The sequence below is a fragment of the Streptomyces sp. NPDC050121 genome, from assembly GCF_044460385.1.
GTDB lineage: Bacteria > Actinomycetota > Actinomycetes > Streptomycetales > Streptomycetaceae > Streptomyces > Streptomyces soliscabiei.
In genome coordinates, this window is the sequence record NZ_JBITJV010000001.1 from 1 (window position 1) to 15,686 (window position 15,686).

Here is a 15,686-nt window from a genome sequence, read left to right on the forward strand (position 1 = left end):
GGGCACCCCGCTACGACGTCGGCAAGACCGTCAAACGCCCCGAGACCCTCAAGGCCATCGGCCGCCCTGGCAGATCCTGGTAGATAAAGAACAAGGTCAGAGCCTGTGTCATATCCCCGGCCGGGCGTGCGACGCCTGGCACGCACTCCCCCAGAGGGGGGACCCCCAGCCGCGTTGCCGAAACGCCCACGTGACTCCTCCCCCACTCTCGGCTTCGCTCGAGCGGGGGACCCCCATGACGCCGCACGCTGATCCGACCGGGGATATGACACAGGCTCTCACCGGCGGACGGGCCGTCGGCGTTGCGCTGGGCACGTCCAGCAAGCGGGTGGTGGAGGGCGTGCACGGGCGGCCCCGGACGCGCCCCGCCGCCGTCCTCGACGAGACCGCGGCAGCCCTGCGGGCGCTGCTGCACGCCCTGCCCGGTGAGCCGGTGGTGCCCGGCAGCGCCTTCCGGCGCCGGCTCCCGCCGCCGGGCGGGCGGCTCACCGTGGCCGCGTTCGCGGACCGTGCGATCGCCGCGGCCGCCGCGCACGCCGACCGGATGCTGCTGGACGTCGTCTCCCCGCAGCAGGTGCGCGAGCTGCGCGGCAAGCTGGACGCGGCGGCCCACGAGGCGGGCCGTACGCCGCCGGTGCTGGCCGCCTGGCTGCCCGCGGCCGTCGACCCGGAACCCGCCTCGCTCACCCAGGTCCTGGGCAGCATCGCCGGATACCTGACCGCGCCCGGATACCGCGAGGTGTTCGCCGAGGCCGGTTTCGCCGCGGCCGTCGAACTCGCCGCGGCCGGCGCCGACCGCGCCGTCCTGGTCCGCGCCCTGCCCCCGGCGGCCGCGGACACCGTCGGCCTGGTGGGCGACCTGGCCGCCGTACGCGCTCGGATCGACGCCTATGCCGAGGCGGGGCTCGACGAGATCGCGCTGGTCCCGGCGACGGCCGGTGATCCGGCGGGGGAGCGGACGCTGACGGCGCTCAGGCCGGCCTGATGTTGTGGTTGAAGCGGAACACGTTGTCGGGGTCGTAGCGCCGCTTCAGGTCCGCGAGGCGCGGGGTGTTCTCGGCGCCCAGGCCCGCCACGACCCGGTCGGCGCCCTCGTCGCCGATGAAGTTCAGGTACACGTCCCCGGTGCTCCACGGGCGGACGTCGGCGCGCACGTCGCGCACCCAGCGCACGCACGCCTCGTCGTCCGCAGGGTCCTCCCAGATGCCGAACGGGTGGACCGCCCACGGGGCGCTGCGGAAGGGCACCGGGTACTCGGCCGGGCCGGCCGCGACCGCGCCGCCCTGCGGCCACAGCACGTGCTGGGTGCCCGTCCCCACGGGCAGGGTGTCCGCGCGGGCGCAGAAGACCTCCACAAGGCCGTCGGGCACGCCCGTCAGATACTCGGCCGACCAGTAGTTCCGCATCCCCGGCGGATCGTCGAGCATGCACTGCACATCGGCGTACGGCATCGCCCCGACGATCTCCGACTCGTGCGGCAGCGCCAGCAGCGGTTCGGCGAGCTTGCGCATGTCCTCCTCGGCGCCCGCGTACGTCAGCAGCGCACCGCACACCAGCGTGCCGACCAGGTGCGGCGGCACGAACTCCTCGGGCGGGCCGGTGAAGAACAGGACGCCCCCGGCCGCCTCGTCGGGGCCCGACTCGATGACGTCGCGGTAGGTGCGGACGACCTCGCGGCCGTGCTCGGGCCGGTACAGGACCAACGCGATGGAGAACTCGGGCAGCTCGTACAGCTTCAGGGTGAGGGAGGTGGCGATGCCGAAGTTTCCGCCGCCGCCGTGCAGGGCCCAGAACAGGTCGGGGTTCTCGTCGGCACTGGCGTGCACCCGGCGGGCGTCGGCGGTGACGAGTTCGACGCCGAGGAGGTTGTCGGCGGCCAGCCCGCAGCACCGGTCCAGCCAGCCGGTGCCGCCGCCCAGGACGAAGCCGCCGACGCCGGTGGTGGAGGCCCGGCCGCCGGTCGTGGCCAGGCCGTGGGGCCGGCAGGCACGGTCCAGGTCGGCCATCAGGGCGCCGCCCGCGACCCGTACCGCCTCGTCCGCGGGATCGACCATGACCGCGCGCATGTGCCGCAGGTCGACCACCACGGCCCCGTCGCCCAGCGCCTGGCCGGCGACGCTGTGCCCGCCGCCGCGCACCGCGATGTGCAGGTCCAGGTCACGGGCGAAACGCACGGCCCGCACCACGTCGGACTCGTCGACGCACTGGGCGATCACGGCCGGACGGCGGTCGATCATCGCGTTGAACACCGCGCGGGTCTCGTCGTAGCCCGCATCCCCCGGGGCGAACACGTCGCCGACCAGATCCTCGCGCAGCGCGGCGAGGGCCGCGCCCGCCTTCGATGGGGAGGCCATGGGGCGCCCCCTTCCGTGCAGGGGCTGGTCCCCCCAGCGTAGGCGGGCGCGGGTCGTCGGTCCTGTTCAGCCGCCGTAGGCGCCCGAGGCCGTCAGCCGCAGGGCCGTGTCGATCAGGGGGACGTGGCTGAAGGCCTGCGGGAAGTTGCCGACCTGGCGCTTGAGGCGCGGGTCCCACTCCTCGGCGAGCAGCCCGAGGTCGTTGCGCAGGGACAGCAGCTTCTCGAACAGCTTGCGGGCCTCGTCCACCCGGCCGATCATCGCCAGGTCGTCCGCCATCCAGAACGAGCAGGCGAGGAAGGCCCCCTCGTCGCCGGGCAGGCCGTCGACGCCCTCGTCGCCGCCCGAGGTCGGGTAGCGCAGGATGAAGCCGTCCGGGGTGGACAGCTCGCGCTGGATCGCCTCGATGGTGCCGATCACCCGCTTGTCGTCCGGCGGCAGGAAGCCCATCTGCGGGATGAGCAGCAGCGACGCGTCCAGCTCCCTCGAGCCGTAGGACTGCGTGAACGTGTTGCGTTCCTTGTCGTAGCCCTTCTCGCACACGTCCCGGTGGATGTCGTCGCGCAGCTCGCGCCACTTCTCCAGCGGGCCGTCCGCGTCGCCGGACTCGATCAGCTTGATCGTGCGGTCGACGGCGACCCAGGCCATGACCTTGGAGTGCACGAAGTGGCGGCGCGGGCCGCGCACCTCCCAGATGCCCTCGTCCGGCTCGTCCCAGTGCTGCTCCAGGTAACGGATCAGCTTGAGCTGGAGCAGGGAGGCGTAGTCGTTGCGGGCCAGGCCCGTCATGTGGCCCAGGTGCAGGGCCTCGGTGACCTCGCCGTACACGTCCAGCTGGAGCTGGTGCGCGGCGCCGTTGCCGACCCGGACCGGGCCGGAGCTCTCGTAGCCGGGCAGCCAGTCGAGTTCGGCCTCGCCCAGCTCGCGCTCGCCCGCGATGCCGTACATGATCTGCAGGTTCTCGGGGTCGCCGGCGACCGCGCGCAGCAGCCACTCGCGCCAGGCGCGGGCCTCCTCGCGGTAGCCGGTGCGCAGCAGCGAGGACAGGGTGATCGCCGCGTCGCGCAGCCAGGTGTAGCGATAGTCCCAGTTGCGGACGCCGCCGATGTCCTCGGGCAGCGAGGTGGTCGGCGCGGCGACGATGCCGCCGGTCGGCGCGTACGTCAGGGCCTTCAGCGTGATCAGCGAGCGGATCACGGCCTCGCGGTAGGGGCCGTGGTACGTGCAGTGCTCGACCCACTCGCGCCAGAAGTCCTCCGTGGCCTGCAGCGACTGCTCCGGCTCCGGAAGCGCGGGCGGCTGCTTGTGCGAGGGCTCCCACGAGATGGTGAACGCGACCCGGTCGCCGGGGGCGACCGTGAAGTCGGCGTACGTCGTGAGCGACTTGCCGTACGTCTCGCAGTCGGTGTCGAACCACACCGAGTCCGGGCCCGCGACGGCCACCGTACGGCCCTCGTGCTTGTGCACCCACGGGACGATCCGGCCGTAGGAGAACCGCATCCGCAGGGTCGAGCGCATGGGGACGCGGCCCGAGACGCCCTCGACGATGCGGATCAGCTGGGGCGCGCCGTCACGTGGGGGCATGAAGTCGGTCACCCGGACCGTGCCGCGCGGGGTGTCCCACTCGGACTCCAGGATCAGCGAGTCGCCCCGGTAGGTGCGCCGGGCGGCGCGCGGCGGCTGCGCGTCGGAGGCGTGCGCGGGGCCGAGCCGCCAGAATCCGTGTTCCTCCGTGCCGAGCAGACCGGCGAAGATCGCGTGCGAGTCGAAGCGGGGCAGGCACAGCCAGTCCACTGTCCCGTCACGGCAGACCAGGGCAGCGGTCTGCATGTCTCCGATGAGTGCGTAGTCTTCGATGCGCCCGGCCACGTGCAACTCCAGTCGAACGGCCACGTCACCCCCCACGAACACGGGGGGCTGTCGCTTATTGCGGTCAAGGGGTCGTTGTAATGCGTCGTTGAGCGGTGAAGCAAAGCAGTCGCTCACCCGTACAGGCAAAACGCCAATTACTGCTCAACGAACTGACGAGCTCTCGTTGTTCCGGGGGATACGGGCGGGGGTGTGCCGTCTTGTCCGGCCCGGCTCGTCAGCGAGTGTCCGAGCAGGATACGACGCACGTAGATGATCTGCGTGCCGCTCCGGACAACGCGGGTGGGCCGAACGGGTGAGCAACGGGTGAGGAACCGGTGCGGAAACGTCCGCGCGTGTCGGTGCGTGCGCGGAGCGTGGCCGGAAGCCGGGTCTCCGAGGCGCTGATACCCTGGTAGCCCGTGGACCGGTGGTCTCGAAGCCCCCGAACCGCACCCCCAAATCGCGACCACGGGAGCCCCCTCTTGGCCATGCAGCCCGCTGCTTTTCGAAACAGCACAGCCACGACGACCAAGCACATCTTCGTCACCGGGGGTGTCGCCTCCTCTCTCGGCAAGGGCCTGACGGCCTCCAGCCTCGGCATGCTGCTCAAGGCCCGGGGTCTGCGCGTCGTGATGCAGAAGCTCGACCCGTATCTGAACGTCGACCCGGGCACGATGAACCCCTTCCAGCACGGTGAGGTGTTCGTCACGAACGACGGCGCCGAGACCGACCTGGACATCGGCCACTACGAGCGCTTCCTCGACCGCGATCTCGACGGCTCGGCCAACGTCACGACCGGCCAGGTCTACAACACGGTGATCGCCAAGGAGCGGCGCGGCGAGTACCTGGGCGACACCGTGCAGGTCATCCCGCACATCACCAACGAGATCAAGCACCGCATCCGCCGCATGGCGACGGACGAGGTGGACGTCGTCATCACCGAGGTCGGCGGCACGGTCGGCGACATCGAGTCGCTGCCGTTCCTGGAGACCGTCCGCCAGGTCAGGCACGAGGTCGGCCGGGACAACGTGTTCGTGGTCCATATCTCTCTCCTTCCCTACATCGGCCCGTCCGGTGAGCTGAAGACGAAGCCGACCCAGCACTCGGTCGCGGCCCTGCGGAACATCGGTATCCAGCCGGACGCGATCGTGCTGCGCTGCGACCGCGAGGTGCCGACCGCGATCAAGCGCAAGATCTCGCTGATGTGCGACGTCGACGAGGCCGCCGTGGTCGCCTGCCCCGACGCCCGCTCGATCTACGACATCCCCAAGACCGTGCACAGCGAGGGCCTGGACGCCTATGTCGTCCGCAAGCTGGACCTGCCGTTCCGCGATGTGGACTGGACGACCTGGGACGACCTGCTCGACCGCGTCCACAACCCGGACCACGAGATCACCCTCGCGCTGGTCGGCAAGTACATCGACCTGCCCGACGCCTACCTCTCGGTCACCGAGGCGCTGCGCGCCGGCGGCTTCGCCAACAAGGCCCGCGTGAAGATCAAGTGGGTCACGTCGGACGACTGCAAGACCCCGGCGGGCGCCAAGGCGCAGCTCCAGGACGTCGACGGGATCTGCATCCCGGGCGGCTTCGGCGACCGCGGTGTGCTCGGCAAGGTCGGCGCGATCAGGTACGCCCGCGAGAACAAGATCCCGCTGCTCGGCCTCTGCCTGGGACTGCAGTGCATCGTGATCGAGGCCGCGCGCAACCTGGCCGACATCCCCGACGCCAACTCCACCGAGTTCGACCCGGCCACCGGCCACCCGGTCATCTCCACCATGGCCGAACAGCTCGACATCGTCGCCGGCGAGGGCGACATGGGCGGAACGATGCGCCTGGGCATGTATCCGGCCAAGCTGGCCGAGGGCTCCATCGTGCGTGAGGTGTACGACGGCAAGGAGTACGTCGAGGAGCGGCACCGGCACCGTTACGAGGTGAACAACGCCTACCGCGCCGAGCTCGAGAAGAAGGCGGGCATCCTGTTCTCCGGCACCTCGCCGGACGGCAAGCTCGTCGAGTACGTCGAGTACCCGCGCGACGTCCACCCCTACCTGGTCGCCACGCAGGCGCACCCCGAGCTGCGCTCGCGGCCCACGCGTCCGCACCCGCTGTTCGCCGGCCTGGTGAAGGCGGCGGTCCAGCGGACGGTCGAGGCGGGGAAGGCTTCGAAGTAACACACCGGTTGTACGGTGGCCGGGGTGCAAACCTTCAAGGGTTGGCGCCCCGGTTTTCGTTTGCGCAGGTGGCACGTGGAAGGACGCACGGCATGACGATCAAGGACACCCCCGAGGCGTGGGAGATCCGGGCCACCCAGACCCCCTTCGTGGGCAACAAGACCTCCGTCCGCACCGACGAGGTGGTCATGCCCGACGGCTCGGTGGTCCGCCGGGACTACCAGGTCCACCCCGGGTCGGTGGCCGTCCTCGCCCTCGACGACGAGGACCGGGTGCTGCTCATCAAGCAGTACCGCCACCCCGTGCGGCAGAAGCTGTGGGAGATCCCGGCGGGTCTGCTCGACGTGCCCGGCGAGAACCCGCTGCACGCGGCCCAGCGCGAGCTGTACGAGGAGGCGCACGTCAAGGCCGAGGACTGGCGGGTGCTCACCGACGTGTACACGACTCCCGGCGGCTGTGACGAGTCCGTGCGGATCTTTCTCGCCCGGGGCCTGTCCGAGGCGGACGGGGACCGTTTCGCGGTGGAGGACGAGGAGGCCGACATGGAGCACGCGCGGGTGCCGGTCGGCGAGCTGGTCAGGGCGGTTCTCGCGGGCGACGTGCACAACAACTGCCTCGTGGTGGGCGTGCTGTCGCTGGCGGCCGCCCGCGCCGGCGACGGCGTCGACGCGCTGCGCCCGGCGGAGGCGCCCTGGCCGGCGCGTCCGTTCGAGGCCTGAACGCACCGAGACCGGAACCCGCCCCATCGTCGACAGTGTGACGATCGGCTGATCCGATCGGGGGACGCCCCCGCCGTGCCCGCCGTGCTCCTCCCGAAACGTCGCAGAGCGTGAACTAGGCTCTGGAATCGCCCGATCCGGAGTCCCGGCGGGCTTGCGTGTGCGGTGGGACGGGAGTGTGGCCCGTGACGGATCAGGCAGTGGACGCAGGCGGCGTGCAGCTGTCGGGACACGCTGCGCCAGAGGGCCATTTCCTGGGCCGCACCCGGGAGTTGAAGGAACTGCGCGCCGACATCGAACGCGCCGGGCTGGACACCATCTCCGGGAAGAAGGCTCCGCGCGCGCGGGTCCTGCTCATCGCCGGCCGGCCCGGCTCCGGGCGTACGGCGCTCGCCGAGGAGCTCGTCCGGCAGGTCGCCGGCCGCTACCGGGACGGCGTGCTGCGCGCCCGCCTCGCCGAGCCCGACGGCACGCCCGTGCCCGTCGAGCGCGCCGCCCGTGAACTGCTCGCCGCGCTGGACGTGCCGGCCCCGCCCGGCGCCGACGAGGACGACCTCGCGGCCCTGCTGCGCGAGGCCCTCGCCGAGCGCCGCGCGCTGCTCCTGCTCGACGACGCGACCGGCGCCGAACAGGTCGACGCACTGCTTCCGGACACTCCTCAGTGCCTGCTGGTCGCCGTCTCCGCCGGACCGCTCACCGGCATCGCGGACGTCCGCCCCTGCACCCTGGGCGGCCTGGACACCAAGTCCGCCCTCGATCTGCTGACCGGATACACCGGCTCGGTACGCATCACCGTCGACCCGCGCTCCGCCGAGCACCTCGTGGAGGCCTGCCAGGGCCAGCCCGCCGCGCTGATCCTGGCGGGCGGCTGGCTCGCCGCCCGCCCCCAGGCCGCTGTCGCCGACCTCGCCAAGCAGCTCAACGCCGAGGGCGACGAGGGCACCCCGCTCAGCCGGGTCTTCCGGCTCGTGCACGCCGCGCTGCCCGCCCCCGCCGCCCGGATACTGCGCCTGCTCTGCCTCGCCCCGGCCGGCCTGGCCGACCCGCACACCGCCTCCGCGCTCGCCGGCTGCTCGGTGGGCGCCGCCCACACCGCCCTCGACGACCTCACCGCGCTCGGCCTGCTGCGGGCCGTGGACTCCCCGCTGCCCCAGTACGAGATCCCCGGCTGTCTGTACCCCCTGCTGCGTGCCGCCGCCGAGACCCATGACCGCCCGGCCGAGCTCCAGCTGGCCCGCGCCCGCATGCTGGAGCGGACGGTGCGGCTGCTGCAGTCCTGCCGGGCCGTCACCGAGACCGACAACCCCCAGGCCCGCGAGAAGCTCCAGGGCATGCCCCGCGCCCTGCGCTTCCCCACCCCGCGCGCGGCCGCCGACTGGCTGCGGGCCCGCCGCCCGGCCCTGCTCGCCTCGGCCCGTCTGGCGGTCGCCGACGGGGAGCTGGACACTCTTGCCCGCCGCCTGATGTCCCAGCTGGTCAGGGCGATGGTCGCGCACTTCGGCACCCAGGGCTCAGCACCCGACCTGTACGGCATCCACCAGCTCGTCCTGGACGTCGCCGAGCGGCGCGGCCTGCCCCGGGAGCGGGCGGCCGCCCTGCTGAACCTGGCCGACGTGGACGCCAGGACCGGCCGCACCGCGGAGGCGCTGGTGCGCTACCGGGCCGCGCTGGACGCCGGACGCGAGGCGAACGACCCGTACGCGATCGGGCGCGCGATGGAATCCGTGGGCGGCGCACATCTGGAGCTCGGGGACTACGACCGGTCCGCCGACTGGTTCGGCCGGGCCCTTGCCCAGCGCCTGGCGCGCGACGAGCGCGCGGACGCCGCCCGCCTCTACGGCCGTATCGCCACCGCGCACACCTACGCGGGCCGCTACGGCGAGGCGCAGCGGGCCTGGAGGGCCGCGGCGGCCGGGCACCGCAAGAACGGCGACGTGGGCGCGCACGCCCGGGTTCTGAGCGAGCTGGCGAGGGTCCAGGAGTACGCCGGCCGCCCCGAGGAGTCGCTGCGGACCTGTCAGGAGGCCGTGGAGTGGGCCCGGCGGGCCGAGGACACGCGGCTGCAGGCCGCCGTGCAGCTGAGGCTGGCCGACACCCTGGAGCGTCTCGGCGACCCGGTGGCGGCCCGCCTGCACCGGGGCGCGGCCGAGCGCATCCTGGGAGAGGAGCTCCCGGACCGCGAGCCGGAGCCGGAGTCGGAGCGGCCGGAGCGGCCAGGACAGCCGGAACGGCTGGAACACGGCGCTAACACCTGCGAAATCCGTAGTACACCCGCTGGAGATTGATGCAATGAAAGGCTAGACAGCGGGAACACCTTCATTAGACTGGCTCTGCCGCACGTTCTCCTGCGGTGCATCCCGGTGTGCCCTATACCTCCGGGTATGTCTTCGCTGTACCCCCACACCCTCTGAGCCAAGGACCGTGATCGACGTGAAGGTCGGCATCCCCCGCGAGGTCAAGAACAACGAGTTCCGGGTGGCCATCACCCCCGCCGGTGTGCACGAGCTCGTGCGCCACGGCCACCAGGTCGTCATCGAGCGGGGAGCCGGCCTCGGCTCGTCGATCCCGGACGAGGAGTACGTCGCCGAGGGCGCTCGGATCCTGGACACCGCCGACGAGGTCTGGGCCGACGCCGACCTGCTGCTCAAGGTCAAGGAGCCCATCGCCGAGGAGTACCACCGCCTCCGCAAGGACCAGACGCTCTTCACGTACCTGCACCTGGCCGCCTCCAAGGAGTGCACCGACGCGCTCATCCAGTCCGGCACCACGGCGATCGCCTACGAGACCGTCGAGCTCCCCAGCCGCGCCCTGCCGCTGCTCGCGCCGATGTCCGAGGTTGCGGGCCGGCTCGCCCCGCAGGTCGGCGCCTACCACCTGATGCGCTCGGTCGGCGGCCGCGGTGTGCTCCCCGGCGGCGTCCCCGGCACCCAGCCGGCGCGGGCCGTCGTCATCGGCGGCGGCGTCTCCGGCTGGAACGCCACGCAGATCGCCGTCGGCATGGGCTTCCATGTCACGCTGCTCGACCGTGACATCAACAAGCTGCGCGAGGCCGACAAGGTCTTCGGCACCAAGGTCCGGGCGATCATGTCCAACGCCTTCGAGCTCGAGAAGGCGGTCCTGGACGCCGACCTCGTCATCGGCGCCGTCCTCATCCCGGGCGCCAAGGCCCCGAAGCTGGTCACCAACGAGCTCGTGTCCCGGATGAAGCCGGGAAGTGTCCTTGTCGACATCGCGATCGATCAGGGCGGTTGCTTCGAGGACTCCCGTCCGACCACTCACGCCGAGCCGACCTTCCCGGTCCACAACTCGGTCTTCTACTGCGTCGCCAACATGCCCGGCGCGGTCCCCAACACCTCCACCTACGCCCTCACCAACGCCACGCTGCCCTACATCGTCGAACTCGCCGACCGGGGCTGGGTGGAGGCGCTGCGCCGCGATCCCGCGCTGGCCAAGGGCCTCAACACCCATGACGGCAAGGTCGTTTACCGCGAGGTCGCAGAGGCGCACGGACTGGAGCACGTGGAGCTGGAGACCCTGCTCGGCTGAGCCGCCCACCCCGTCGAACGGCCAAGTCGGCGCTGGAAAAAAGCGATACGTCAACAGAGTCCGTCAACCTCGCGCACCCGGCCGGACCTTGCCCGACAAGGTCCGGCCCGATGTGTGTATGGTCACTTTGCGGCTCTCGGTCAACTCGCCTCGAACGTAACCCTTCGACCGATTCGCACACCGGTGAAACCTGCCGTGCGACGGCCGTACGCCCTTGACAGCGGGATGTTTCATTGCCGACACATCGGGCCGGGTCCGGCGGATTGTGTTGCTGCGGACGCCCGACACGCCATAGAGTCGCCAACCGTCGGCATGGTGCCACGCTGACCTTGTCTAGAAGTTTCCTGGTCACCAAGGAGGTAAGACGACTTGTGAATGAGTCGACATTTTCTCCCGGGGGTGGTCATCCAGGAATGCTTACGCGGGGCCCGGGTTCCGCGGGGCTCGAGGCTGTCGGCTCCGTCGCTGTCCGAACCTTCGCAGCCCATCAGAGCCAGACCAGCCCCCTATTGGCTCAGACAGCACCCCAGAGCATGGATGGCCATCACGTGAACGCCATGGCCGGCGACGGAAGTGGCGCGCCCCACAACCACTTCGCCGACTACGACGAACTGCCCGACGGGCACTTCTACGATCCCGATGCCGAGTACGAGCCGGACCCGGAGTACGCGGCCACGCTCGCGCCCGACGCGGCCCGACAGCGCCGTGAGCGCGTCGGTCCGACCGGACGCCCGCTGCCGTACTTCCCGATCCCGGGCCCGCTGACCCATCACGGCCCCGCGACGATCATCGCGATGTGCAACCAGAAGGGCGGCGTGGGCAAGACGACGTCGACCATCAACCTGGGTGCCGCGCTCGCGGAGTACGGCCGTCGTGTGCTGCTCGTGGACTTCGACCCGCAGGGCGCGCTGTCGGTGGGCCTCGGTGTCAATCCGATGGAGCTCGACCTCACCGTCTACAACCTGCTCATGGAGCGGGGCATGGCGGCGGACGAGGTGCTCCTGAAGACGGCGGTCCCCAACATGGACCTGCTGCCCAGCAACATCGACCTGTCGGCCGCCGAGGTCCAGCTGGTCTCCGAGGTCGCGCGCGAGTCCACGCTCCAGCGTGCGCTCAAGCCGCTGATGGACGACTACGACTACATCGTCATCGACTGTCAGCCCTCGCTCGGCCTGCTCACCGTCAACGCCCTCACGGCGGCGCACAAGGTGATCGTGCCGCTGGAGTGCGAGTTCTTCGCCCTCCGGGGTGTGGCGCTGCTCACCGAGACCATCGAGAAGGTCCAGGAGCGGCTCAACCCGGAGCTGGAGCTCGACGGGATCCTCGCCACGATGTACGACTCGCGCACCGTGCACAGCCGTGAGGTGCTCGCGCGGGTCGTCGAGGCGTTCGACGACCACGTCTACCACACGGTCATCGGGCGCACGGTCCGCTTCCCGGAGACCACGGTCGCCGGTGAGCCGATCACCACGTACGCCTCCAACTCCGTCGGCGCCGCCGCCTACCGTCAGCTCGCCAGGGAGGTGCTCGCCCGGTGTCACGCCGAGTGAGTCTGCCGGGGGCCGACGAACTCTTCCGTACGACAGGGGGAACGGCGCTCCAGCCGTCCGCGCCCCGGCGCTCCGCCAACGGTGAGGCGCGGGTGCCCGCGCCGGCCGGCGAGAGCGACGGGGTGGCGGCCGGCGGTGCGCAGGACGCGCCGCAGGCCGTGCCCGCGCAGGGCGGTGACGGCGAGGGCGCCGAGCACGCGGCGGCCGAGGCGGGCCAGAGCGACGCCGGGGAGTCCCGTACCCGGGGCGCCGCCGGGGAGCGCTCGGAGCGCCGTCAGGGTGCGCAGGAAGGTTCTGCCGCGGACGCCTCCGGCGAGGGGCAGCCGCGCAAGCGCGGGGGCCGGGCGGCCGCCCGGCGGCCCAGCGGCCGGGAGCGGCACGACGAGAAGATCACCGTCTATGTCTCCGCCGAGGAGCTCATGGACCTGGAGCACGCCCGGCTGGTGCTCCGCGGTGAGCACGGGCTGGCCGTGGACCGGGGGCGCATCGTCCGCGAGGCGGTCGCCGTGGTCCTCGCCGACCTGGAGAGCCGCGGGGACGCGAGCATCCTCGTACGACGACTGCGCGGGCGCTAGCGGTAGCCTGCGGGGGCCATGACCTCGAACGACGTCCCAGCCCCCGGCCCCGGCGCAGCAGCCGGCCGTCGGCGTGCGCTGGGGCGGGGACCGGGGACGGCGCCTGATCCGGCCCCGGCCCCGGTTCCGGCCCCGACTCCGGTGCCAGTTCCGGTGGAGGAGCTGGTAGCCGATGCTGCGGAAACGGTTGCTCCGCCACCCCCTTCCGAGCCCCGGGAAGCTTCCGAGCCCCGGGAAGCTTCCGAGCCCCGGGAAGCTTCCGAGCCCCGGGAAGCCCCCGACGGTGTCTTCAAGGTCCGGCTCGCCAACTTCGAGGGGCCCTTCGACCTGCTCCTCCAGCTGATCTCCAAGCACAAGCTGGACGTCACCGAGGTCGCGCTGTCCAAGGTCACCGACGAGTTCATGGCGCACATCCGGGCCATGGGGCCGGACTGGGACCTCGACCAGACGACCGAGTTCCTGGTCGTGGCCGCCACCCTGCTGGATCTGAAGGCGGCCCGGCTGCTGCCCGCCGCGGAGGTCGAGGACGAGGCCGACCTGGCTCTGCTGGAGGCCAGGGACCTGCTGTTCGCCCGCCTGCTGCAGTACCGGGCCTACAAGCAGGTCGCCGACATCTTCACGCACCGGCTGGAGCACGAGGCCCGCCGCTACCCCCGTACCGTCGGCCTCGAACCGCACCACGCCGAACTGCTGCCCGAGGTGGTCATCAGCATCGGCGCGGAGGGGTTCGCCAAGCTCGCGGTCAAGGCGATGCAGCCCAGGGCCAAGCCGCAGGTGTACGTCGACCACATCCACGCGCCGCTGGTGAGCGTGCAGGAGCAGGCCCAGATCGTCGTCGCCCGGCTGCGGGAGCTCGGCGAGGCCAGCTTCCGGGTGCTCGTCCAGGACACCGACGACACCCTCACCGTCGTGGCCCGCTTCCTGGCGCTGCTGGAGCTGTACCGGGAGAAGGCCGTCGCCCTGGACCAGGAGACCGCGCTCGGGGAGCTGCTGGTGCGCTGGACCGGCGGGGACGACGACGTGCAGCCGAGGGTCACCGACGAGTTCGACCGGCCGCCCGAGGAGCCTGAGAAGGAGACGAAGCCGTGAGCGAGGAGACCGTCGCCGCACTGGACCTCAAGCCGGCCCTGGAGGCCGTCCTGATGGTCGTCGACGAGCCCGCGACCGAGGAGCACCTCGCGAAGATCCTCCAGCGGCCCCGGCGGCAGATCGCCGACGCGCTGCGTGAGCTGGCCGACGAGTACACCGTGCAGGGGCGTGGCTTCGAGCTCAGGCTCATCGCGGGCGGCTGGCGGTTCTACACCCGGCCCGAGTACGCCGCGGCCGTCGAGGGCTTCGTCCTGGACGGGCAGCAGGCCCGGCTCACGCAGGCCGCGCTGGAGACCCTGGCGGTCGTCGCGTACCGCCAGCCGGTCAGCCGCAGCAGGGTCTCCGCGGTGCGCGGAGTCAACTGCGACGGCGTCATGCGCACGCTGCTCCAGCGCGGTCTCGTCGAGGAGGCGGGCGCGGAACCCGAAACAGGTGCGATCCTGTACGTGACGACGAACTACTTCCTGGAGCGGATGGGCCTGCGCGGTCTGGACGAGCTCCCGGAGCTCGCGCCCTTCCTCCCGGAGGCGGAGGCGATCGAGGCCGAGACCCAGGAAGGCGTGCCGTCGTTCGATCCGGACGCTCCGGATTCCGAGGACGCAGACGACAAGACGGAACTTTGATGCGAAGCAGCAGCGGCAGGAACAGCAGCGGAAACAACGGCGGGAGCCGTGGTGGCAACAGCGGCGGCCGCGGCGGGAGCGGCGGTGGCCGTGGCGGAAACAGCGGTGGCCGCGGTAATTACCGCGGCGCCGGCAACGGCCGCGACGACCAGCAGGGCGGCCGGCCGAAGAAGCCCCGCCCCGAGGAGCGGCGCTACGACGTCGGCCCGGGCGGCACCCACGAGGGGCCGAAGTCCGGGCGCGGCGCCTCCGCGCGCGGCGGCGCGAAGGGTGGGCCCAAGCAGGGCCAGGGCACCGGGCGCGGCCGTTCGGTCCCGGCGACTTCGCGCGAGTACGAGGCGCGGGCCGAGGAGCGCAACCGCGAGCGGTACGCGAACAAGAAGGACGTCAAGCTGCCCAAGACCTTCCCGGGCGCCGAGCAGGAGGGCGAGCGGCTGCAGAAGATCCTCGCGCGCGCGGGCTACGGCTCCCGGCGGGCCTGCGAAGAGCTGATCGAGCAGGCGCGCGTCGAGGTCAACGGCGAGATCGTGCTCGAGCAGGGCAAGCGGGTCGACCCGGAGAACGACGAGGTCAAGGTCGACGGCCTGACGGTCGCGACGCAGTCGTACCAGTTCTTCTCGCTGAACAAGCCGGCCGGCGTCGTCTCCACGATGGAGGACAACGAGGGCCGTCAGTGCCTCGGCGACTACGTGACCAACCGCGAGACGCGGCTGTTCCACGTGGGCCGGCTGGACACCGAGACCGAGGGCGTCATCCTGCTCACCAACCACGGCGAGCTGGCGCACCGGCTGACCCACCCCAAGTACGGCGTGAAGAAGGTCTACCTCGCGCACATCGTGGGCCCGATCCCGCGCGACCTGGGCAAGAAGCTCAAGGACGGCATCCAGCTGGACGACGGGTACGCCAAGGCGGACCACTTCCGGGTCGTCGAGCAGACCGGCAAGAACTACCTGGTCGAGGTGACCCTGCACGAGGGCCGCAAGCACATCGTGCGCCGGATGCTGGCGGAGGCCGGCTTCCCGGTCGACAAGCTGGTGCGCGTCGCCTTCGGCCCGATCACCCTGGGCGACCAGAAGTCGGGCTGGCTGCGCCGGCTGTCCAACACCGAGGTCGGCATGCTCATGAAGGAAGTCGACCTCTAAGCCGACCTCTGAGACGGCCTTTAGGGACTCCTGAAGCTTCAAGGGCTTGTGCGTGACCGCACCCCC

The 15,686-nt window shown here is 71.5% G+C and carries 12 protein-coding genes; 10 read left to right on the forward strand and 2 right to left on the reverse strand.

Features of this window, described 5'->3' with window-relative positions; translation table 11 throughout:
* The first annotated feature begins 265 nt into the window (after window positions 1-265).
* Window positions 266-985 carry an LLM class flavin-dependent oxidoreductase gene (locus ACIBTS_RS00005; protein WP_399315612.1) on the forward strand — a complete coding sequence of 240 codons (720 nt, stop codon included), beginning with the start codon at window positions 266-268 and terminating at the stop codon, window positions 983-985.
* Here ACIBTS_RS00005 and ACIBTS_RS00010 read toward each other — a convergent pair.
* Together ACIBTS_RS00010 and ACIBTS_RS00015 are read right to left on the reverse strand one after the other, a co-directional pair.
* A complete protein-coding gene (locus tag ACIBTS_RS00010; RefSeq protein ID WP_399315613.1) occupies window positions 972-2,354 on the reverse strand; it encodes an FAD-binding protein in 1,383 nt (460 codons plus the stop codon). The genes ACIBTS_RS00005 and ACIBTS_RS00010 overlap by 14 nt on opposite strands.
* 66 nt (window positions 2,355-2,420) lie before the next feature.
* The gene (locus ACIBTS_RS00015; protein WP_319672028.1) at window positions 2,421-4,223 is read right to left on the reverse strand and encodes a glycoside hydrolase family 15 protein; all 1,803 of its coding nucleotides are present in this window, start codon (window positions 4,221-4,223) and stop codon (window positions 2,421-2,423) included.
* A gap of 470 nt (window positions 4,224-4,693) precedes the next feature.
* On the opposite strand from ACIBTS_RS00015, the gene ACIBTS_RS00020 reads away from it, so the two are divergent.
* From ACIBTS_RS00020 to ACIBTS_RS00060, 9 genes are all read left to right on the forward strand, one after another.
* Complete coding sequence (locus ACIBTS_RS00020) at window positions 4,694-6,376, forward strand: CTP synthase (protein ID WP_399315924.1); 1,683 nt, start codon at window positions 4,694-4,696, stop codon at window positions 6,374-6,376.
* A 92-nt stretch (window positions 6,377-6,468) separates the two neighbouring features.
* Window positions 6,469-7,095 carry an NUDIX domain-containing protein gene (locus ACIBTS_RS00025; protein ID WP_399315614.1) on the forward strand — a complete coding sequence of 209 codons (627 nt, stop codon included), beginning with the start codon at window positions 6,469-6,471 and terminating at the stop codon, window positions 7,093-7,095.
* Between the two features lie 185 nt (window positions 7,096-7,280).
* Window positions 7,281-9,380, forward strand: a complete 2,100-nt coding sequence (locus tag ACIBTS_RS00030; protein ID WP_399315615.1) for a tetratricopeptide repeat protein — start codon at window positions 7,281-7,283, stop codon at window positions 9,378-9,380.
* 145 nt (window positions 9,381-9,525) lie between these two features.
* Window positions 9,526-10,641: an alanine dehydrogenase gene (ald, locus tag ACIBTS_RS00035; RefSeq protein WP_319672030.1), complete on the forward strand. Its 1,116-nt coding sequence runs from the start codon at window positions 9,526-9,528 to the stop codon at window positions 10,639-10,641.
* A 413-nt stretch (window positions 10,642-11,054) separates the two neighbouring features.
* Window positions 11,055-12,191, forward strand: a complete 1,137-nt coding sequence (locus ACIBTS_RS00040; protein WP_399315616.1) for a ParA family protein — start codon at window positions 11,055-11,057, stop codon at window positions 12,189-12,191.
* Window positions 12,176-12,766: a hypothetical protein gene (locus tag ACIBTS_RS00045; RefSeq protein WP_319672010.1), complete on the forward strand. Its 591-nt coding sequence runs from the start codon at window positions 12,176-12,178 to the stop codon at window positions 12,764-12,766. Before ACIBTS_RS00040 ends, ACIBTS_RS00045 begins: the two co-directional genes overlap by 16 nt.
* Before the next feature lie 18 nt (window positions 12,767-12,784).
* Window positions 12,785-13,855: a segregation and condensation protein A gene (locus tag ACIBTS_RS00050; RefSeq protein ID WP_399315617.1), complete on the forward strand. Its 1,071-nt coding sequence runs from the start codon at window positions 12,785-12,787 to the stop codon at window positions 13,853-13,855.
* A 53-nt stretch (window positions 13,856-13,908) separates the two neighbouring features.
* Complete coding sequence (gene scpB / locus ACIBTS_RS00055) at window positions 13,909-14,478, forward strand: SMC-Scp complex subunit ScpB (protein ID WP_231976495.1); 570 nt, start codon at window positions 13,909-13,911, stop codon at window positions 14,476-14,478.
* Entirely contained in the window at window positions 14,478-15,620 is a 1,143-nt protein-coding gene (locus ACIBTS_RS00060; protein ID WP_319672012.1) for a pseudouridine synthase, read from the forward strand. Before scpB ends, ACIBTS_RS00060 begins: the two co-directional genes overlap by 1 nt.
* Window positions 15,621-15,686 lie beyond the last annotated feature (66 nt).

What these genes read in the sequence shown, in the direction of transcription:
- ACIBTS_RS00005 (WP_399315612.1), top strand. Translation starts at nt 266, where the DNA reads ATGACACAGGCTCTCACCGGCGGACGGGCCGTCGGCGTTGCGCTGGGC.
- ACIBTS_RS00010 (WP_399315613.1), bottom strand. Translation starts at nt 2,354, where the DNA reads ATGGCCTCCCCATCGAAGGCGGGCGCGGCCCTCGCCGCGCTGCGCGAG.
- ACIBTS_RS00020 (WP_399315924.1), top strand. Translation starts at nt 4,694, where the DNA reads ATGCAGCCCGCTGCTTTTCGAAACAGCACAGCCACGACGACCAAGCAC.
- ACIBTS_RS00025 (WP_399315614.1), top strand. Translation starts at nt 6,469, where the DNA reads ATGACGATCAAGGACACCCCCGAGGCGTGGGAGATCCGGGCCACCCAG.
- ACIBTS_RS00040 (WP_399315616.1), top strand. Translation starts at nt 11,055, where the DNA reads ATGCTTACGCGGGGCCCGGGTTCCGCGGGGCTCGAGGCTGTCGGCTCC.
- ACIBTS_RS00050 (WP_399315617.1), top strand. Translation starts at nt 12,785, where the DNA reads ATGACCTCGAACGACGTCCCAGCCCCCGGCCCCGGCGCAGCAGCCGGC.
- scpB (WP_231976495.1), top strand. Translation starts at nt 13,909, where the DNA reads ATGGTCGTCGACGAGCCCGCGACCGAGGAGCACCTCGCGAAGATCCTC.
- ACIBTS_RS00060 (WP_319672012.1), top strand. Translation starts at nt 14,478, where the DNA reads ATGCGAAGCAGCAGCGGCAGGAACAGCAGCGGAAACAACGGCGGGAGC.